17 protein-coding genes are annotated in these 21,358 nt (G+C 36.8%); 3 read left to right on the top strand and 14 right to left on the bottom strand.

The features are described 5' to 3' along the window. Positions 1-7: 7 nt before the first annotated feature. The 6 genes from araD to ACZ9EE_RS22020 all read right to left on the bottom strand — a co-directional run bounded on the left by araD (position 8) and on the right by ACZ9EE_RS22020 (position 6,504). Positions 8-703 carry an L-ribulose-5-phosphate 4-epimerase gene (araD, locus tag ACZ9EE_RS22045; RefSeq protein ID WP_476030585.1) on the bottom strand — a complete coding sequence of 232 codons (696 nt, stop codon included), beginning with the start codon at positions 701-703 and terminating at the stop codon, positions 8-10. Next, positions 697-2,394, bottom strand: coding sequence for a ribulokinase (gene araB / locus ACZ9EE_RS22040; protein WP_476030583.1), 1,698 nt, complete (start codon positions 2,392-2,394; stop codon positions 697-699). The genes araD and araB overlap by 7 nt, the downstream gene beginning before the upstream one ends. A 193-nt stretch (positions 2,395-2,587) precedes the next feature. Next, a complete protein-coding gene (locus tag ACZ9EE_RS22035) occupies positions 2,588-3,247 on the bottom strand; it encodes a DUF624 domain-containing protein (protein WP_476030581.1) in 660 nt (219 codons plus the stop codon). A gap of 27 nt (positions 3,248-3,274) precedes the next feature. Continuing rightward, positions 3,275-4,114, bottom strand: coding sequence for a carbohydrate ABC transporter permease (locus ACZ9EE_RS22030; protein WP_476030579.1), 840 nt, complete (start codon positions 4,112-4,114; stop codon positions 3,275-3,277). Between the two features lies 1 nt (position 4,115). Further along, a complete protein-coding gene (locus ACZ9EE_RS22025; RefSeq protein ID WP_476030577.1) occupies positions 4,116-5,039 on the bottom strand; it encodes a carbohydrate ABC transporter permease in 924 nt (307 codons plus the stop codon). 121 nt (positions 5,040-5,160) lie between these two features. Beyond that, the gene (locus ACZ9EE_RS22020; protein WP_476030575.1) at positions 5,161-6,504 is read right to left on the bottom strand and encodes an ABC transporter substrate-binding protein; all 1,344 of its coding nucleotides are present in this window, start codon (positions 6,502-6,504) and stop codon (positions 5,161-5,163) included. A gap of 442 nt (positions 6,505-6,946) precedes the next feature. Between ACZ9EE_RS22020 and ACZ9EE_RS22015 the strand changes: the two genes are divergently transcribed. Continuing rightward, complete coding sequence (locus ACZ9EE_RS22015; protein WP_476030572.1) at positions 6,947-8,077, top strand: substrate-binding domain-containing protein; 1,131 nt, start codon at positions 6,947-6,949, stop codon at positions 8,075-8,077. A 54-nt stretch (positions 8,078-8,131) separates the two neighbouring features. Here ACZ9EE_RS22015 and ACZ9EE_RS22010 read toward each other — a convergent pair whose 3' ends face one another. Continuing rightward, entirely contained in the window at positions 8,132-8,329 is a 198-nt protein-coding gene (locus ACZ9EE_RS22010; RefSeq protein ID WP_476030570.1) for a hypothetical protein, read from the bottom strand. Between the two features lie 315 nt (positions 8,330-8,644). Between ACZ9EE_RS22010 and ACZ9EE_RS22005 the strand changes: the two genes are divergently transcribed. Next, positions 8,645-9,775 (top strand): substrate-binding domain-containing protein, encoded by a 1,131-nt coding sequence (locus ACZ9EE_RS22005; protein WP_476030568.1) that lies wholly within the window; start codon positions 8,645-8,647, stop codon positions 9,773-9,775. A 155-nt stretch (positions 9,776-9,930) separates the two neighbouring features. Here ACZ9EE_RS22005 and ACZ9EE_RS22000 read toward each other — a convergent pair whose 3' ends face one another. Together ACZ9EE_RS22000 and arfA are read right to left on the bottom strand one after the other, a co-directional pair. After that, positions 9,931-11,259, bottom strand: coding sequence for an AbfB domain-containing protein (locus tag ACZ9EE_RS22000; protein ID WP_476030566.1), 1,329 nt, complete (start codon positions 11,257-11,259; stop codon positions 9,931-9,933). A 123-nt stretch (positions 11,260-11,382) separates the two neighbouring features. After that, positions 11,383-12,891, bottom strand: a complete 1,509-nt coding sequence (gene arfA / locus ACZ9EE_RS21995; protein ID WP_476030564.1) for an arabinosylfuranosidase ArfA — start codon at positions 12,889-12,891, stop codon at positions 11,383-11,385. A 370-nt stretch (positions 12,892-13,261) separates the two neighbouring features. On the opposite strand from arfA, the gene ACZ9EE_RS21990 reads away from it, so the two are divergent. Beyond that, on the top strand, positions 13,262-14,179 hold the full coding sequence (locus tag ACZ9EE_RS21990) for an ArsR/SmtB family transcription factor (protein ID WP_476030562.1): 918 nt from the start codon (positions 13,262-13,264) through the stop codon (positions 14,177-14,179). Between the two features lie 310 nt (positions 14,180-14,489). Here the strand turns inward: ACZ9EE_RS21990 and ACZ9EE_RS21985 are convergent, their stop codons facing one another. The 5 genes from ACZ9EE_RS21985 to ACZ9EE_RS21965 form a co-directional block, all read right to left on the bottom strand. Beyond that, positions 14,490-16,460 (bottom strand): glycoside hydrolase family 127 protein, encoded by a 1,971-nt coding sequence (locus tag ACZ9EE_RS21985; RefSeq protein ID WP_476030560.1) that lies wholly within the window; start codon positions 16,458-16,460, stop codon positions 14,490-14,492. A gap of 117 nt (positions 16,461-16,577) precedes the next feature. Beyond that, a complete protein-coding gene (locus ACZ9EE_RS21980) occupies positions 16,578-17,549 on the bottom strand; it encodes an aldo/keto reductase (protein WP_476030558.1) in 972 nt (323 codons plus the stop codon). A gap of 58 nt (positions 17,550-17,607) precedes the next feature. After that, positions 17,608-18,564 (bottom strand): NAD-dependent epimerase/dehydratase family protein, encoded by a 957-nt coding sequence (locus tag ACZ9EE_RS21975; RefSeq protein WP_476030556.1) that lies wholly within the window; start codon positions 18,562-18,564, stop codon positions 17,608-17,610. A gap of 442 nt (positions 18,565-19,006) precedes the next feature. Then, the gene (locus tag ACZ9EE_RS21970; RefSeq protein WP_476030554.1) at positions 19,007-20,287 is read right to left on the bottom strand and encodes a glycoside hydrolase family 27 protein; all 1,281 of its coding nucleotides are present in this window, start codon (positions 20,285-20,287) and stop codon (positions 19,007-19,009) included. Positions 20,288-20,407: 120 nt separating this feature from the next. Beyond that, positions 20,408-21,286, bottom strand: a complete 879-nt coding sequence (locus ACZ9EE_RS21965) for an AraC family transcriptional regulator (protein WP_476030552.1) — start codon at positions 21,284-21,286, stop codon at positions 20,408-20,410. Positions 21,287-21,358 lie beyond the last annotated feature (72 nt).

Genomic DNA, 21,358 nt, shown 5'->3' with positions numbered 1-21,358 from the left:
TCTTAAACTACTTTTGTCCGTAATAAGCGTTAGCACCATGCTTACGAAGATAATGTTTATCAAGCAAGAACTGGTCGATCGGCTTAATTTGCGGGTTGAGCATAAAAGTATTTAACGCCATTTTGGCTACTTCTTCTAATACTACGGCGTTATGAACCGCTTGATCCGCATTTTTCCCCCAAGCAAATGGAGCATGGCCTGATAATAAAATTCCAGGCATGGCCACAGGGTCAAGTCCTTCCTTTTCAAAGGTCTCAATAATGACATTTCCCGTTTCAAGCTCATAGCCCCGGTCAATTTCTTCTTGAGTCAACGTGCGTGTACAAGGAATTTCCCCGTAAAAGTAATCCGCATGTGTGGTTCCGAGAGCCGGAATTGGACGTCCCGCTTGAGCCCAGCTTGTAGCGCCTGGGGAGTGAGTATGAACAATTCCTCCAATTTGCGGGAATGCCCGATACAATGCAAGGTGTGTGGGTGTGTCGGAAGAAGGTCTTAAGCTACCTTCCACGATGTTTCCATCTAAATCTAAGACAACTAGATCATCGATTTGTAACTCATCATACGGAACACCACTTGGTTTAATCACAACAAGGCCTGTTTCACGGTCAATTCCGCTTACATTTCCCCAAGTAAACGTAACCAGACCATGTTCTGGAAGCGCTAAGTTAGCTTCCAGAACCTCTCTTTTCAAACGTTCTAACATACTGTTTCTTCCTCCTTCTTCCCTAAGGAGCTATCTTTTTTAATCTTTTTCAAGGTTTTCATGACATTGTTTTCGCCGCGTCCAAAGTAGTCATAAAGACGCGCATATTCATTGAAAAGTTGATCATAAACCTGTGCATTATCATTAATAGGCTGATAGATGTAATCTTTTACTCTTCCCATATCTTTAGCTGCATCTGTAATGCTGTCATAGCCGCCGCGCTCTTTTCCTGCTGCAACCGCTCCGAACATTGCAGAACCAAGGGCAGGTGTTTGTGAAGATGCAGAGATCTTGATATCCATATTTAATACATCAGCATAAATTTGCATCATCATCGCATTTTTCTCGGCAATTCCCCCTGCTGCGTATACTTCATTTACCGGCACTCCGTTTTTACGGAAGGTTTCAACGATCATGCGTGTACCATAGGCAGTTGCTTCAATTAAGGCCCGATACATTTCTTCCGGCTTTGTTAATAGAGTTGTCCCAAGAAGAACACCGGTAAGGTCTGCATCAACAAGCGTTGAACGATTGCCATTCCACCAATCTAAGGCAAGGAGACCGCTTTCACCCACTTGTAACTGACTTGCCTTTTCCGTTAATAATTGGTGTATGTTGATACCTCTTTCATTTGCTTCTTCGAGGTAGCTTGCAGGTACACAGTTTTCTGTAAACCATTCAAAGTGGTCACCCACACAAGATTGACCGGCCTCATAACCCATATATCCAGGGATAACACCATCTTCAACTACACCGCACATTCCTGGTACAATCTTTTCTTCTTCTCCCAAAAGAATGTGACAAGTGGAAGTCCCCATAATCATTAACAATTTACCTGGGTCAGTAATCCCAACCGCTGGAACAGCAACGTGTGCGTCTACGTTAGCAACCGCTACGGCAGTACCAGGTTTTAGACCTGTAAGTTTAGCCGCTTTTTCAGTAATTTCCCCTGCTTTTGACCCAATTGGAACTATTTTAGTAGAAAGTTTTTCTTCGACTACATTTTCCAAACGAGGGTCAAGCGCTTTAAAGAATTCATTGGATGGATATCCGTCTTGCTTATGCCAAATCGCTTTGTATCCAGCCGTACAACTGTTTCGGTTGATTTCTCCTGTTAACTCGGAAATCACCCAGTCAGTTGCCTCCAAAATTTGATCTGCCGCTTCATAAATTTCAGGGGCCTCATTTAAAATCTGCCATACTTTAGGAAACAGCCACTCAGAGGAGATTTTTCCGCCATACCGCTGTAAAAACTTTTCCCCGCGTGCTTCAGCAATTTCGTTTAGGCGGTTTGCTTCATCTTGTGCAGCATGGTGTTTCCAAAGCTTCACATAGCTATGTGGATGATTAATAAATTCATCTTTAAAACATAATGGTGTTCCATTTGCATCAATTGGAAGGACCGTACAAGCTGTAAAGTCAATTCCTAAGCCGATCACATCGTCTGCTGAAACTTGTGCTTGTTTTAATACTTCAGGGATGGTTACCTGTAATACTTCAAGATAATCTGCAGGGTGCTGCAGGGCCCAATCATGCGCTAATTTAGTTGATCCATTAGGTAAAATTTCATCCATTACCCCATGTGTGTATGGTTTTACAGCTGTAGCCACTTCTCGGCCCGTTCCTACTTCAACAAGTACAGCTCTTCCTGATTGTGTCCCATAATCTACACCAATCGAATATTTAACCATATAAATATCACCTTTCCTTTAAAAAATTGTTACAGATTAAAATACCACTCATACTTACAACTACTTATTTATCAAACTTGTACGTATAACATTAATTATGATTCTAGCACTATTCTAATGGATTTCCAATTATTAATTGATAAGAAAATTCCAGTATTCTTTTTGAATGGCGATTACTTTACCAATCTAAATACTAGTTAACATATTTCATTTCAATCTGTACTAACAATTTACGTAAAAACAGAAACGAAAGCATTGAAAATAACGGGAATCCCCAGAATAGAGCAAAATTACCGAAGTGTTTATAAAATTGGTAAAGTGCTAGAAGCAAGAATATGATAATTAATGATTTTAATGGCCGATTGACTAACAAAAATAATGAAAACCTTATAATATCCTTTATTTTCATCACAAATTTGCTATAGAGAATTAGGGAATATACGTAACTTATCATTGACAAGACGAGTATTAATAATAAAAGAGGTATTAATATGGTTCCCTTACCGTTTAAAGATACAAAATAGAGATCTGCACACAATATGATTATTAAGAAATAATAAGGCAGCCATAACAACATAGAGGACTTAAAACCACTCATATAGAAATGAAAATAAGTTTTAATTACCTTACTGTCTGTTTCATTTAATGTTTGAAAGACGGTCTGAAAAATAGCCCCCATAGTCGGACCAACTAGTAACAAACCAATTAAATAAAACACAAGTGTTATAGTATTTAATTTCACACTTAGGATAAGAAAGACAAGTAAACTACTCGTTATCAAACCGCAAAGGCCGATTACAAATAATGTCCAAATCATATTAGTAGCTTTAACGAATAAGTTTTTGGTATTCATGCATTAACACCTCTTCTAATACTAAAATTAACCTTTTACCCCGCCGATTGTCATACCTGAAATAAATGACTTTTGATTGAATAAGAAAAGTAGAATGATTGGAATAATTGACATCATTGACCCGGAGAACACAATATCGTAATTGTTTCCGTAAGGCGTCATGGCTGTCAACAATCCAGCTGGTATAACAAGATTTTCATCTGATCTCATGACAATTAACGGCCAAAGGAAACTATTCCATGCTCCCATTGATGTCATTATCGTCATAGCCCCAAAAGCAGGTTTCATCATTGGAGCATAAATTTGCAAAAAGATACGAAACTCGCCTGCTCCATCGATTCTAGCAGCCTCTGCAAAGTCATGTGGGATCCCAATCGCATATTGTCTAAAAAAGAAAACGGTCGCTGGTGGGATGATACCAGGTAAGATAACCCCTGCAAAAGTGTCCATTAAACCTAAATTGGTCATTAATTTGTACATTGGAATTAACAAAATATCTCCAGGTACCATTAACATGATCAAGACAAGCATAAAAATGAAATTTCTACCTTTAAAGCGATATTGAGCCAACCCATATCCAACCATTGAACAAAACGCCAGTACGGCGACTGTCTGAACAATTGTGATTAAAGCACTATTTTTAAACCACGTTAAAAAGATTCCGTCGTTGTTTGTAAAAAGCTTTCCATAATTACCTAAGCTCATTTTTGAAAAATTCAAATGAATATTCAAACCTTGTCCAAATATATCGGCAGAGTTTTTAAATGAAGAAATCAATAAAAACCAAAAAGGGATTAGGATAAGAATTCCAACAATAGCTAGCACTACTGTTGTGATAATAGATGTGATTCTTCTTCTGGTTTTCATATTAATCCTCCTTAAATAAGCCTCTAACTGAAACTTGAATTAAATTGATTACAACGACAATAACAAACATGGCGACACCCAACGTACATGCATAACCCAAGTCTCCATCACTAAAGGCGGATTTATAAATGTAGGTTAAAAACGTTGTCCCAATATTATCCGGCGATGCAGCACCCCAGTAAACATAAGTTTCATTAAAGAGAGAGAATCCACCTAGAATTGAGATTGTTAAAACATAAGTTGTGATCGGTTTTACCATTGGCAGTGTGATATGTTTAAATTTAACCCATGTAGTTGCACCATCAATTTCAGCACATTCATAAAGATCCTTCGGTATACTTTGAAGCCCGGATAGGAAGTAGATCATATTAACACCCGTCCAGCGCCATACACAAACAAGTACTAGAGCAAACATACCAGTGCCTGAACCATTTAACCAATCAATAGGTCCAATATGGAAGTGACCAAGCCAGCTGTTGAACACACCAGTAGCTTCTTTACTGAATGCAAATTTAAATACTAATCCGACAATAACTGTTGAAGTTAAAACTGGCAGGAAAAATACTGATCTAAATAGAGCTTTAAATTTCGTGTTTTCGTGATTCATAACAATGGCAAGAATCAGTGGTAATGGAATTAAGATAAGAATGGTCCAAAATGTATATCTTGCAACATTCCATAATGCCTTGTAGAATACCGGGTCAGTAATCAAACGTTGATAGTTTTGTAAACCTATAAATGTTGTCTCATTCATGCCTTCAATTCTTTGAAAACTCATAATGATAGAATTCATAAATGGATATAAAGAAAAGAGGGCAAAGACAATAATGAACGGTGAGACAAAAATATAGGGAGCAACCTTCTGCATGTTAATTTTTTTCTTTGCTTCTGTTGAAATCCGCGGTTTTTTATCAATTTGTACCATACTCGAGGACATACTAATTCACTCCTTAAAAGTTCAATTGACGCATGTCTAATTTTGTCTTATTAATGTTACGGAAGAAGGAGGGAAAGCCTCCCTCCTCCTTCCGCTTAATAAATGATCATTATTTACCAGCAGAAATTCGTTTGTCTGCGGCTGAATCAACTGTTTTTAAAGTATCATCTACATTTGCCTGCTTCTTCATAATTTTAGGCATCCCATTTGTTAAGAACTCATCAGAGATAATCGGGTAACTATTGTTAGTAAAACTTAAAGTACCTACTTCATCCTTCAATACAGCCATTTGTTTGAAAATATCTGTTCCAAAATAGTCTGTATATTTATTTTTTGCTTCCATTTCAGGACTTGTCCAAACATCAGAACGAATTGGGTCGAAACCAAGAATTGTCCAAGTTTTAATAGAACCTTCTTTTCCTGCTTTTGATTCTACTACGAATTTTTTAGCTAAAGCATTATCATGCGCTTGATTTGTTACAACAGTTGCGGTTCCACCAAGTCCGGCAGAACGTAAATCACCGTCTTTAAAGACTGGAAGTCCTTCAATATGAATTTTCCCAGAAAGTTTAGGCATGAATGAAACCATTCGGCTCATGTACCATGCAGGCATAATAACTGATGCATATTCACCTTTGTTGAAAGCCGCATAATATTCTTCATTATCCTGCATCCCAGCTTCAGCTTGTTTAGCAATTTTATCTTTATAAAGCATATCTTGAAGTGTTTGAAGTGCTTTTACATTTTCGGGTGTATCAAGATTAGATTTACTATCTTTTACCAAATCGGAATGTTGTTGAGCAACCATTGCAGTGAATACTGCACTAGCATTAGTTTCAACAGAAGTCATATACTTTCCAGTTTTTTCTTTAACAATTTTTCCGGCATTAATATAATCATCCCATGTTTTGATTGTTGCAGGATCAATACCAGCTTTGTTCATAATATCCATATTGTAATAAACAAGAGTGGTACCTACATGGTAATCTAAGCCATAAACCTTACCATTTACCGTATAGTTATCTGTACGAGCTTTCACTAAGTTTGGAACGAAAGGTTCCACTTCTTTAGTGATGTCTGCAAAAGGAGGGTTTTTAGATTTTGTATACTTAGCGAATTGACCAATCTCAACGTCCGCAATATCAGGAGCACCATTTCCTGAGTTCAATGCCACTTGTAACTTTTGGTTCATTTGATCGAAAGGTAATACGTTTATTTTTAATTCAATTTGTTGTTTAGGGTGGTTTTTGTTCCAAGTTTCTGCTGCATCTTTCCAATAATCAGCATGAACCTGTACAAATGTCCACATCGTGTATTTTGTTTTTCCATCTGCTGTTTTAGTTTCACCTGATGAAGACTTGGAGCTACAACCTGTCAGCGCTAAAGAAGAGACGAGTAAAAAGATTAATATTGCAGATATTAATTTACGAGGACTAGCAAACTCTTTTTTCATTGTATACACCTCAAGTTTAATTAATTTTCATCTTAGGACTTACACGTTCCAAAAGCTAAATCGTTAAAATTGATAAAATACGAATTACAAGATAAAAAGAATTCTTAGTTGTCTCAAATTTGTACGTATATGATGCTCTTTATCTACCAATTTCCTCCTTATCAGATTATATTTGTGTTAGAAAGAATAATGAAAGCGTATTCCTTGCCTTTTATATTAATCCACTCGTTCGTACATGTCAACAAGATTTTTAGAATATACTGACGATTTTTGATCAAATAATTATTATCTAAAGTAATTTTTTAAAATTTTTAAAAAAATATTAATATTTTTCTAATTTTATCAATGGAAAATTAATCGTTTTTTTGATATTATTATTCTTAAATGATACTTGTAAGGATAAGTTTGTAATTGTTCGTACAGGACAAGGAGGTGCAATTAGTTGGCACAAAAAACAAAATATAATATGGTTAAAGAAAAAATCACTGAATGGATCACAAGTGGTCAAGTGATGCCAGGCGAGAAGATATATTCTGAAAATGAACTTGTCAAAAAGTTTGGAGTAAGCAGACATACCGTTAGACAAGCCATTGGTGACTTGGTCCACGAGGGATGGTTATATAGAGAGCAAGGTGCCGGGACCTTTTGTTCAGGTCAAAAATTGCATCAAAAACTCCCCGAAAATAAAATCCAAAATACTAATAGTAAAAATATCGGTGTAATTACCACCTACATTTCCGATTATATTTTCCCCTCTATTATTAAAGGAATTGAATCGTATTTAACTGAACAAGGGTATTCATTAACCTTTGCTTGTACAGATAATGATATTGAGAAAGAAAAGCAATGTCTGCAAAGCATGCTTAGCAGAAATATAGACGGGCTTATTGTAGAACCTACTAAAAGCGGGAGCTTCAATCCTAATATTAATTTTTTCTTGGAGCTGGAACAAAATAACATACCATATTTAATGATTAACCAATTCTATCCTCAATTGGTCCCGCCTCATATCATTGTTAACGATCAAAAGGGCGGATTTTTAGCTGCAGAACATTTAATTAAGCTCGGTCATGAAAAAATTATTGGTATTTTTAAAGCAGATGACCTGCAAGGTGTTTATCGTATGCAAGGGTTTATTGAGGCTCATAGAGAAAATAACATTCCATTATCACCCGAGTTGATGATTAATTATTTTACAGAGGAACAGAATGAAACTTTAATTGAAAAAGTAAAACAACTATTATTGACTTCTGATGTAATGCCTACTGGAATTATTTGTTATAATGATCAAATTGCAATTTCAGTTTTAAATTGTCTTAGAGAGTTAGACCTAAATGTACCTGAAGATATATCAATTATAGGATTTGATGATTCGTTTTTAGCTGTAGCAACAGAACTTACAAGTGTTACCCATCCAAAAATTGAGTTGGGTATTCAGGCTGCAAAATGGATTGTATCTGCTGTTGAAAACCGAGACCATGATAGTAACAATTTGCAGTCGACAGTTTATGAGCCAGAATTGGTGATAAGAAATTCTACATTTCCCCTTAAAGACCAGTGTATTGTTACATGAAATTTTTAAAAACCTTCATTGATGAATGGAGGTTTTTTCATTTACTATTAAAATTCATAGATCCAAACACGTATTTCCCCGGTTCCACGGTTGTTCATTTGCAACAATCTGTTTATACTTTTTCCAGAAATGATCTTCTACTGAAACGTGCTTGACTGGTATTGTTACCTTCATTGCCACTTTCACTAGTCCCTCATCCTTTCTTTTAAAAACAGTTTTTACAAATTCCTCAGATACTTTCCTTTCTTTCATAGAAGTAATATCATATAAAAACAAGCTTATTCCTTTAATTATTAAGGTTTATAACGTGATTTTAGCACGCAAAAAATTACTGATAAATATTAAGATTGAACCTAAATTTATAATCAAACACTAAGGGAGAGATTGTTTATAACTGTAATGAAACGACCCACCTATATAACAGATTAAATTAACCATTCAAAATAGAGAAATAAATTAGTATAGTGAGCCCTTGATTTTATATACTTTTTACCGTAATGATGTATAATTAACATTAAAAATGAATTTGTACGTATAAGTTATTAAGTGTTGAAAGCGTGGTAAGTTATGCAGAAGAAAACTAAGCAGCTTTTACTGAAAGACACGATAAAGGAATGGATTACGAACGGGGAAATTAAACCTGGGGATAAAATATACTCCGAGAATGAACTTGTAAAAATGTTTGGTGTTAGTCGACATACCGTTCGCCAAGCTGTAGGGGATTTGGTACATGAAGGATGGTTATATAGAGAACAGGGAGCCGGTACATTTTGCTCTAATCGAACGATTAATACCCCTACTCAAAAACATAGCAGGGCTGTGAATAATAAGAACATCGGTGTTATTACAACCTATATATCTGATTATATTTTTCCCTCCATTATTAAAGGGATAGAATCATATTTAACAGAAAAAGGTTATTCCTTAACCTTTTCATGTACAGATAATAACATTGAAAAAGAAAAACAATGTTTGGAAAGTATGCTCAGCAGAAATATTAATGGTCTCATCATTGAACCGACAAAAAGCAGCAGCTTTAATCCTAATATTAATTATTATTTGGAATTAGAACAGTTAAATATCCCCTATTTAATGATTAACCAATTTTATGCACAATTAAATCCTCCACATCTAATGGTTAATGATGAAAAAGGAGGGTTTATTGCAACTGAGCATCTAATCAAACTTGGACATAAAAGAATATTGGGTATCTTTAAATCGGACGACCTACAGGGAGTACACAGGATGCAAGGCCATATACAGGCATATAGGGAGAATAATCTCTCCTTGTCACCTGATTTGATTCTTACTTTTTCCACTGGAGAATTGGATTCCTTGCGAAGAAAACTGGAAGACTTATTAACTTCAAATAACTCAAGGCCAACGGGAATCATTTGCTATAATGACCAGGTTGCATTATTTATATTAAACGTATTAAGAGACTTAAATTTAAAAGTTCCTGAAGACATTTCAATTGTAGGTTACGATGATTCTTATCTAGCGGAGGCAACAGAAACAAAGCTGACTTCCGTATCCCACCCTAAAATGCAAATGGGAATTGAAGCAGCAAAATGGATCGTTGCAGCTGTAGAACACCAAAGTATAGAAGGTAATCAGCATTCCATTGTTTACGAACCTGAATTGGTGATAAGAAATTCAACAGGACCAGTAACAAGTAAAAAAATTGAGGATTTGTAAATAAATCTGCATGTAAATAATTACCTCTAAAAAGCCCCCTATTGGAGTTGTACCAAATAGGGGGTTTTTTATCTTTTATCAACTTCATATATTGCTGAGTTATCGGAAAGAGTCCAAGGTATGATGCTTCATGAGTATTCCCAGCTCCTTCTTTTTTAAAAACAAATTTCAAAAGTAGCAGCTTCCTTTTCGATATTACTGCTAATTTTCTCTAAAATCAGCTGAAATTCGTAATGTCTAATATATCGGTCCTGATAAGTATATGACTTAAATGAAGAATAGGAAGGGTCCGCTAACCCATCAACCTTTATAAACGTCGCATCTTCTTTAAATTGACTTGTTCCAATATCTTTTTGTAATATAAGCTGAAAATTAGATTGGGTTAAGTAGTGATCGGGATAACGAAGCGATTCAAAGGAAATGCCGTTATTATCAGCTAATCCCGGAATTATTCTCCATTGCGATTCAATAAATGGATCAAAGGGGTAGGCTGTTAATTCAATTGTATCTTTCTTGATTCTGATAAATTGATCAGGATGACTATAGGATTTTAATCTATTCCATCCTGGTGTCCCGCCCCAATACTCAATCAAGCTATCTAATTCCATTTGAGCTATTTTAACAATCGAACCGTGCTTAACATTTAATGGAGTATTATAATTCCGTCCACTTATTGGATTCCAATTGCCACTATCTAAATCCTCGGTCTCCCAAGCACAGAATTTACCATTTATCGGGTAATAGGAGTCTCCATATAGATACCACCTATTTTCGTTCAACTTTTTAATGATCATTGGGGCCTCAATTTTAGGAACACCTATGGGATCAGTAAATATATGGTTATCAAAACTACGCGGTTCTAAGGAGTTTGATCTTGATCCTTTAATTCTCATACCATCTTCCCTAGCGTCACTAGTATCTCGTTCATCCTTATAATACAAATAAAAAGTACCATCATATTGTTCGATTGATGCATCAATCACATTAAATCCAGGATCAAAATACACTTCGGGATCCTTTACTTCCTTAAATTCTTTTGTGTAATTGACATAAATTCGATTTCGGTCGGTATTACCAGACCAAATGATGCCATATTCATCTCTTGTTTGATCAAAAAATACTTCAGGGGCCCAAGCATGCATTTCAGTGTTATTCATTCGTAGAAGTCTTTCATTTTTGAATGTTATTAAGTCTGGCGTGTCATAACATATTAAGAATTCACTATTCCACATATTAGTTGCTAGTACAACAAATTCTCCATCATGTTTTCTATATATAAACGGATCACGCATCCCCTTTTCACCTATATTTGGTATCAAAACAGGGTTATTTTGATTAAGTGGGATCCAATTCAGAGCATCGTAGCTGTAAGCTAAATGTAAAGAAAACTGGTTGCCTTCCTCATTTGGAGATTCCGTAAAATACCCCATTACAAATGCAATTAAAGTATCTTCCCCTTCTTTACCTTCAATAATTTCAGTCATTTAAATGCACCACACGTTCTTTCATATTTAACTATTTCCCAACATACAACAAGCGCTCATTATTAGTTTTTGAATATAGAGAAACCATATCTTGCATTAGCAAGATATGGTTTTGTTTAAAAATTATTTTTTAGCTAAGCGGATAACATTCCAAGATAATTTTGGCAACACTGCAGTAACTGAGCCGCCTTCACTTGTAGCATTGCCGTTTGAATGAGGAGCAACAGGTGTACCCTTAGCAGAATTAGTCTGTTTTAGGTCATCGTTTTCAAGTACAATATGTTCAACGACTTTGTATCCTTCAAAGTTACGAATATCGCACTCTAAGTGTAAACCTTCTTCTAGATGGCGGTTTACAGCAAAGATTGTTAATTGTTCGTTTTCTTCATTATATACTGCTGTTGACTCCAGATAAGGAACATCAGTAAAATCTTTACTATCATATTTTGGACTAGAAATAATAGGATTTAAGGAAACTCCACGGCCAAATACTGATGTATGCATGTAAGGATAGAAAATAGTTTGTTTCCATGCTTCTCCATTATCTTCAGTCATAATTGGCGCAATTACGTTTACCAATTGAGCAAGACATGCTATTTTTAAGCGGTCAGCATGTTTTAACATTGTGATTAGCATACAACCAACCAATAAAGCATCTTCGAAATTATAATGGTCTTCAAGTTGTGGTGGTGCAATGCTCCATGGCTCAATTTTTTTATCAGCCTCATTGGAGTGGTACCAAACATTCCATTCATCAAATGATAGATTAATATTCTTCTTACCGCGTTTTTTAGCTTTAATATAATCAGCAATAGAAATAACAGAACGAATAAAGTCATCCATTTCAAGCGACAGTGCCAAGTAGTTTGAAATTTCATTGTCTCTATTTCCATAGTATTGATGAAGTGAGATAAATTCAACATGATCGTAAGTATGATCTAGAACGGTAGCTTCCCATTCAGCAAACGTTGGCATATTTCGGGAAGAGCTTCCACATGCAACTAGTTCAATTGTTGGGTCTACCCACTTCATGACTTTAGCTGCTTCCTGTGCAATTCGGCCATATTCTGCTGCTGTTTTATGACCAATTTGCCATGGACCATCCATTTCATTTCCTAAGCACCAAGTTTTAATTTTGTGTGGCTCTTTGTAACCGTGTGAAATACGTAAATCACTATAATAAGAGCCTCCCGGATGATTACAATATTCCACTAGGTTTCTTGCTGCATCAATCCCGCGTGTTCCTAAGTTAACAGCCATGTTTACATCAGCATTTACTAACTTGGCCCACTTCATAAACTCATTGGTACCGATCTCATTTGTTTCTGTTGTACGCCAAGCTAATTCTAAACGGCGAGGGCGATTCTCGACTGGTCCTACGCCATCCTCCCAGTTATAACCTGAAACAAAGTTTCCACCTGGGTAACGGACAATCGGAACCTGTAGTTCTTTTACCATTTCAATAACATCTTGTCTAAATCCATTTTCATCTGCTTGAGGGTGACCTGGCTCATAGATCCCGCCATATACCGCACGTCCAAGGTGTTCGATAAAAGAACCATATATACGATTATCAATCTCCGAGATTTTAAAATCCTTTTCAAGTATCATTTTTGCCTTTTGAGTCATCATCTTCATCCTCTCAATTATGTATTTTATCTTTTTTATCTAATTGTCCAAAAAATAAATCGTTACTTCCTCTTTTATATTCATGGTAGTTTTTTAGTTTACAAGAAGGAGAGAACATTTTATTTTATGAAAAATTAAATTATTTTACATAATTATATAATAATGACCTATTTGTTTTATGTCAATATAAAATGTATTCGTTTTCTTAATAAAATAACATTTCATATAAATCCTCATATTTCTTTTTATACTCTAAAATCTATTAATATATTTCCTTTGTCTATGATTATTTATTTTCTTCATTCCCCTTTTCATTTTCCTTATTTTATTTTATGCTTATTTAAAATAAATTGTATTAAAGGGGGGGAGTGTTATGATTCATATCAAAGAATTGCAATCTGGAATAAATGTTTTTAAAGCTTTGAGTTCCGAAATACGCTTAGAAATTTTAACTCTATTATCTAACCATGGAAGTCTTAATTTAAATGATATAGCCCAAAAATTAAATCTATCTAACGGTGCAATAACCATGCACATAAAAAAGTTAGAGGAAAGTGGGTTAATTGCAATAACTACTGCTGTAGGCAAACATGGGAATCAAAAAATTTGTTATATAAATGAGGATTTATTAACGGTCGAATTGCAAAATAAAACAGCCGTGGAGAATTTTTATGAATACCATATAGAAGTGGGACATTACTGTAATTTTCATGCGGAGCCTACTTGTGGTCTGGCAACAAAAGATACCATCATTGGTGAATTTGATGACCCGCGTTATTTTGCTGATCCCCAGCATATAAATGCAGGAATTATCTGGCTAAATAGAGGATTTCTTGAATATCGAATACCTAATTATCTTAAAGCGAATCAGGAATTTAATGAATTGCAGTTTAGTTTTGAATTAAGTTCCGAAGCCCCAAGCTACAATAACGACTGGCCATCTGACATTTACTTTTATATTAATGATATTGAATTAGGTTTTTGGACATCACCAGGTGACTTTGGAGGAGTAAAAGGCATTTATAATCCCAACTGGTGGCCTATTGAATTAAATCAATATGGCTTACTTAAGCTTCTTCGCATCAATAAAAATGGAACATTTATCGATGGCTTTCGTATTTCGGATGTCACTCTAAAAGATATTGGTCTAAACAGAAAGTCTGAAATTAAATTAAAACTAGCTTTAGATAATAAAAGCGATATTGGTGGTTTAACCATTTACGGTAAGAATTTTGGAAATTATAATCAGGACATTATCGCAAGAATAATATATGATGTAAGAGCTGAATAAAAATGGAAGGTGTCCCAAAAGTATAACTTTTAGGGGCACCTTCTTTCTTCTACTTTAAACTAGTCTGTTGATTTCCGCTCCAGGCGCGAGCGGTTCGCGGGCGGTCCGGGAAGCCTCCTCGGCGCTTAAGCGCCTGCGGGGTCTCCCCTGCCCCTTACTCCCGCAGGATCTTCGCGCCTTCCGCTCCAATCAACAGGGTGTGCAAAAATTATTCATCAACTACCTTTTGGTTCAGCCTCTTTTCCTCTATATTATACGAAAGAATGAAATTGAAAGACCTCGAAGGTAAAGCACCCTCAAGGTCTATTCGCTAAAGTGTTTCTTTTTCGTTGACCCACACTTGCATCTCACCTAATCCACGATTAGCCCAAGCAAAATACGGAATAAACCTTATGGATACTGCTTCTGCTTCTACATTTACGTTACGTCTATACAAAGCTTGACCCCAATTTTCTGTTTTCCGTTTAATTGCCTCTCCTGTAATCACCTTCATTCCACCAAGCAGGTTTTCCTCCTCTACTTCAAGCCTTCCATCTGAAGGTAATAACAGTTGATGCAGATTTGAACCATTGTCTGCCTCTTCTAAGCAATATACGAGTGGACCTCTTTGAAGGGCAACTTTTCCTGCCGTATGACGTACTAGTGGATGTCCTTTCATACGTACAACCGGCATAGATAGAACCAAATTGATTTGGTCACCTGTTTTCCAGGTACCCTTTATCATTGCATAACCGTCGTTTACAAGACCAGATACTGAACGCAGTTCACCATTTATGGAGATTTCTGCGTTCTCACACCAATCCGGGATACGCAGCGCAAGAGTAATATCAGATTCTACATCCGCCTTAATGGTGAATTGTATGTTGCCACTCCATGGATAATTTGTCTCTTGTTCTAATATTAGTCGCCGGTTTCCGTCCAGCTCAATTTCAGCCTGGCCGCTAATATATAAATGAGTATACACTGTATTTTCACGAACTGTATAAACATACTGACCTAAGGAAGCGAGCAGCCTCGCTACGTTCGGTGGGCAGCAGGCACAACCAAACCATCTTTGACGACTTGGTTTCACATGGTGGTAAATATGATTCGACCCGCAGGCATGTGGATAAACCTCAAGCGGATTCACATAGAAAAAGCTTTTTCCATCGTGCCCCATACCGGCTAGTACTGTATTGTATAAAGCTCTTTCCATTACATCAGCATACTGACTATTCGGTTCTACCTGCAGCATTCGCTGCGCAAAGAAAATTAACCCAATAGAAGCACAAGTTTCCGCATAAACCGTATCATTTGGAAGATCATAATCTATTGAAAAGGCTTCTCCATGGCTTTGCGAACCAATCCCGCCAGTGATATACATATTCTTTGTCACCATATTGTTCCAAAGCCTTTTACTTGCTTCATACATTTCTTTATTACCGGTTTCAGCAGCCAAATGAGCCATTCCAGTACACATATAAACGAATCGAACTGCGTGACCAATGGCTTTATCTTGTTCACTGACAGGCTTATGGGCTTGGCTGTATTCCTTGTTTCGAATCATCCAGGAATCTGGCCAATGATGAGTACCACCCCTTTTTTCGAATTCCTCCTCATAAAAATGCGGTTTTCTCCCTCTTTCCTCTAAGAAATATTGGCTTAATCGTAAATATTTTTCGTTTGAGGTCACTTCGTATAATTTTATCAACGCCAATTCAATTTCTTGATGTCCATCATAACCACGAAGCTTTCCAGGTTCTGTGCCAAAAACATCATCTATATGATCAGCAAATTTAATGACTACATCTAATATTTTTCTTTTCCCTGTTGCTTGATAATATGCGACCGCAGCTTCAATCATATGACCAGCACAATATAATTCATGACATTCACTAAGGTCCGTCCACCGTTTCCCAGGCTCTTTTAATGTATAATAGGTGTTTAAATATCCATCCTCCAATTGGGCTTTTGCAATAATATCAATAATTCCATCTGCGATTTTTTCAAGTTCTTCGTCTCTATCTACCGAAAGCAAGTATCCAACCGCTTCAAGCCACTTAGCCACATCACTATCTTGGAAGACCATCCCATGAAACTCTCCCTCTGCTTCTCCTGCGGCAATCTTAAAATTTTTTATCGCGCTGCTCGGTTCTGCATCCGCAATTCGGTCATTAAGGGCGTCCCATTGATAGGGAACAACCACGTCCCGAACTAAGTTAATGTAATAAGACCAAAATGGATCATTAATTTTAACCTTGTTTAGTGGTAGAGTTTTCGTTTTTAATACAGTTTTCTCCATTTTTATTCCTCCTGATATCAAGAATTTACTATGATTTAGCTATTACTAAATTCCCTGTTTTAAAAAAAGATCATCATTAAAATGAATGATGGATCTCTAAATAACTCTCCTTTATTACTAAGCTTGATAAAAATTACGAACCCATCTATGAGCTTTTAATTTCTCAACGGTTTCTAAAGAAAGCCCCTTTCCGTCTCCAACCTTACAGTTTCTTTCTACATTTCCTATGGAGCGCATTCCAGGAATTACTGTTGATACAGCAGGGTGACTTAGAATATATCTTAATGCTGTTTCAGCCATATCATCGGCCGAAATATTTAAATCTGTGAGGATACTTTGGACACGGTTGTAGACCTCTAGTTTCCTTTCATTCTTAAAATAATTATTTCTAAAGTCCCCCTCTTCAAATTGGCTTTCGGGGGTAATTCTACCGGTGAGACCGCCTTCATCTAGAGGGACACGAACAATGACTCCAACATTATGTTTCTCGCAAGCTGGCAGAAGGGCATCTTCAGGGCTTTGGTCAAAAATGTTATAAATGACTTGAACTGTATCAACAAGACCTGTTTCAATGAGCTTGATAGCATTTTCAGGCTGATGGTCATTAATCGAAACGCCAAAATATTTGATCTTCCCCTGTTTCTTTAACTGTTCTATTGCTTCCTGCCAATCTCCTTGATTTACCCATTCATCTGACCAAACATGAAACTGTTGAACATCAATAGTGTCAATGCCAAGATTTCGTAAACTTTCCTCTGTACACGAAATAATATATTCCTTAGAGAATGTTTCGGTGGATGGAACCCCTGGCTGTGCCGGCCAAATTCTATTTTTAGGTGGGATTTTTGTAGATACATAGATCGTTTCTTGACGTTCACTCATTACTTGTCCCACTAAACGCTCGCTGTGGCCGTTCCCATAACCTAATGCGGTATCAATAAAATTTAGACCTAGGTCGATTGATTTATGCAGCGCTTTTAAGGATTCATCATCTTTAGCGCCAAGCCATCCACTGTTCCCAATCCCCCAAGCTCCATAGCCTATTTCAGAAACTTTTAAGCCTGTTTTTCCAAGTAATCGATAATTCATTTTCTATTCCTCCAATATTGTAGTTAATAAATAGAATAAAGAATGATAAAATTATAAATTAATTGTTCCTAACAACTCCTTGATTAATGAGCCACATGACTGATTCACGAACAGCTTCTAAGGAACTGTAACGAGGCTGATAATTCAAAAGACGCTTTGCCTTTTCAATACTACAGTTTGGACTATGAGCGATGTGATCCCATGTCGTATTTGCCTCATTCTCATCTACAGTAAGACGCCATTCATTCCAAGGTAAATAATTTAGTTTTGCTGATTGACCAAACCAGGATGCTACTTCTTCTGCGTATCCTCGCAAGGTTAATGCAGCTGGCGAGACGACATGAAAGTTTTCTCCAATCGAAGCATTCCAATTTTCAACTGCTTTTGCGAAAGCCTGTGCTACATCGTCGGCATGCACATGGTGAACCGTTTCCAAGCCGAAATTAGGTAAACAAATCTCTTCCCCATTCGCTAAATTGACAAACACTTGTGGATTAAAATGTCCAGCCGGATTTAACGGCACCCAGCCAGGGCCCACGATATGGCCTGGATGAAGGACAGTAGCTGGAAAACCATCCCGCCTAGCTTTTGCGAGTAAATAGGACTCAATTTCAGCCTTCTGTATCCCATAGTCACCAAATGGACTACGCGATTGTTCTTCTGTTGCAGGCACTTCCTTGCAATGGCCATGAACCCATATTGTGCCACAACTAATAAAGTGCTTGATTTTCCCTTCAAGTGATTCTACTAATTGTTTTGCACTTTCAAGAGAAAAACAAATTAAATCGATGACTACATCGGGATTGAGCTCAAGGACCTTTTTGCCAAACTGGCCGCTTTTTTCCTCCCCACTTCGATTTAAAACCACTTGTTGTACACCATTCCATACTTGACTGGATTGATATGGAGAACTCTTTCCCCGGCTAATGTTTATTACTTCGTGTCCTGCGCTTACAAGCCTTGGAATAAGATAAGTCCCAATGTGACCGCTTCCACCAATAATGACAATCCGCAAAACTTTCTCCTCCTATCGACTAATTTCTCAAAGGATTCTTCAGTTTCCTAATTTTGCAATAAAAAAGTTGTACGGCCCACTTCCACAATAACACGTTTTCATTTAAAATTAAATAATAGAAAAAAAGAAAAGGATTAATTTATTTATTCCACTTTTGCCTTATAAAATTGCTAGGTTAATATGATTTCTTTTTTTAGTCTTGGTGCCTACAGTATTTACTTCCTATATCACCGAGTATTTATAAAAATCTACTTGGTTAAATCGAATTAAATACTTGTATGGACAAGCATGCAATTTAGATTCAAAAAGATAATGGTGCCTCCAAAAATATTACTTTTGGAGGCACCTTTTTTAAACCATTGGTTCTGTTAAATTTGGTTGTTGATTTTCGGTCCAATCAACAGAGTATAAAAAACAACAATGTCGTTTAAAGAGTCTATTTTTAAAATAACTTTATTAATAGGGAGCCGTGTGGTGGCAGTATTTGTTTAATTCCATATGTAATTTCTCCAAGCTCTTCCTGATTCCACACATTTCTTGCTCTTTTATTAGAAGAAATCCCTAGTTGTTCTAATGTGACCTCAACTTCGGCTTGCTCATCGGTTGCATTAAACAACGCTGCATAAGTATTATTCTCCTGATCCTTTGCCGTCCAGACGATTTTATCATCCATACGGTAGACTAGGCGATTGCTGTGGCTATTCTGATTTAAATTAAGTAATTCTTTATTTGTTAGCAAGGAGAGGGTCCATTCATCATTATCCCTTAGCTCTCCGCCAAACATTAGCGGGGAACGGAAAATAGACCAAAGCGTCATCATCGTCACTTGCTCGTCTTTAGTGAATCGGGTCCAGCGGTCTGCCCCGCCTCCATCAACGGAACGAATGCCGATATGCCCTAATGGGAGCATGTCACAATCAGGCCAATGACCTGCTCCCGTATATTCGTTCCACTTTTCACACCGTTCAAACATTCCATATAGCAGATTCCAGTGATCCCAGAAATCATCTGTCATTCTCCACATATTGGCATTCTCTATTAAGTCTTCAGCATACTCCAATGGAGCCGGTCCCGGCGACAGGCTAAGCACCATATCTCTCCCACAATTTTCAATTGCTTTATGGATCAATTTGATTTCATCTAAATGGGTGTCATACAGCTTTGATGCGGCGATATCATCCACTTTTACAAAATCCACTCCCCATTCAGCATACAGTTGGAACAAGGAATTATAATACTCCTGCGCTCCTTCTTTTGAGGCATCTATACCGTACATATCGGTATTCCATGGACAAATCGAATTAGGATGAGCGAAATCTCTAGCTGTGGCCTTTGTCCCTAGTATGGGTGTATTAGCATGGACGGCCTGGCGCGGAATCCCTCGCATAATGTGAATTCCAAATTTTAATCCAAGGTTATGTACATATTCGGCTAACGCTTTAAAACCATTACCGTCTGCGGCAGAAGGAAACCGATTGGCAGCTGGAATCAACCGTGAATATTCATCCATTTCTAGCGGAACAAATGGACGATAAACGGAGGAATTTGCGCCTGATTCATACCATTGAATATCAACAACGACATATTCCCAGCCATATGGTTTTAGATACTCTGCCATATAATCAGCATTTCCCTTTACTTCCTCTTCCCTTACTGCGGCTCCATAACAATCCCAGCTGTTCCATCCTAATGGTGGAGTTTTTGCAAATGTATGATGTTTCATTGTCTCATTTCCCTTCTATTAAATTATTGCTCTTTAAATTAATAATACGGAATTGTGACAACTTCATCCACGATAACATTTTGCCCTTTATTGTAAAATATTGCTCCCCAAATCATTACTTCAATCAAACCTGAGCTCATTTAAGTAAGCAAGATCTTTGCCTAGGCGGAACTCCCCTGGTGAAAAACCAATCCACTCCCGGAATACCTTAATGAAGTAGCTGCCATTGGAATATCCAATTTTTCTTGCAATCTCTTCTATCGTTAAATCCGTCTGACGCAGGAGCTTGACCGCCTTTTCCATCCGAACCTTTGTTAAATATTCCATAGGTGAAAGTCCAGTTGTCTTTTTAAAAAGACGGGTAAAGTGATATTTTGATAGTTCTACTCTATTGGCAAGTTCTTCAAGACTCTGCAGGGAAACGTAATCTTCCTCTAAGAAACGGACAGCTTGAACCACTTTTTCGGGCCAGATATCTTTCTCCTTTTTATAGGCTGTACTATACCGGAACAATTCCATAATAAATTGATAAACGATGGAAGAAGCACGAAAACCATCGGTTATATGATTCTTGCTGGCGGCGAAATAGGCACTTTTTAAAAACATAACGGGAGGGCTATCCTCTGGAATCTGTGGAATCTTGCCGATTAACTTAATGAGTTCTGTCCATTCTTTTTGTATATTTGTAGGTCTGAATAAAATAAAATAAAATTCCCATTGTTCACTGTCCGGAGGCAAATAATAACGGTGATTACTTGGAATGTCTACCATAAATGCCGACCCAGGCCCCGCCTGATGTTCCTTGCCATCTATCTCAATATTTCCAAATCCCGAAATGGTATATTGGAACAAAAGAAGCGGGCCGTCTTTTCGTTTAAAACCATCCCAATCATACGAAGGGTCAGTTATATTCTGATAACCGACAGCAAATAGCTGGTAGAAGGAACTGTTTAAAGTATCTAAGAAACGAAAGCCATAAACCCCATATTTATTAGACATAAAGACCCCTTGAAAAAAGTAATGGTTTTGAAATCAAACATTTTAATTTATCAGTATCAAAAATATAACAAC

This window comes from Bacillus sp. URHA0034, from assembly GCF_056280405.1.
Note: the sequence above shows the minus strand (reverse complement) of the source record. Positions and strands in the feature narration are given on the sequence as shown.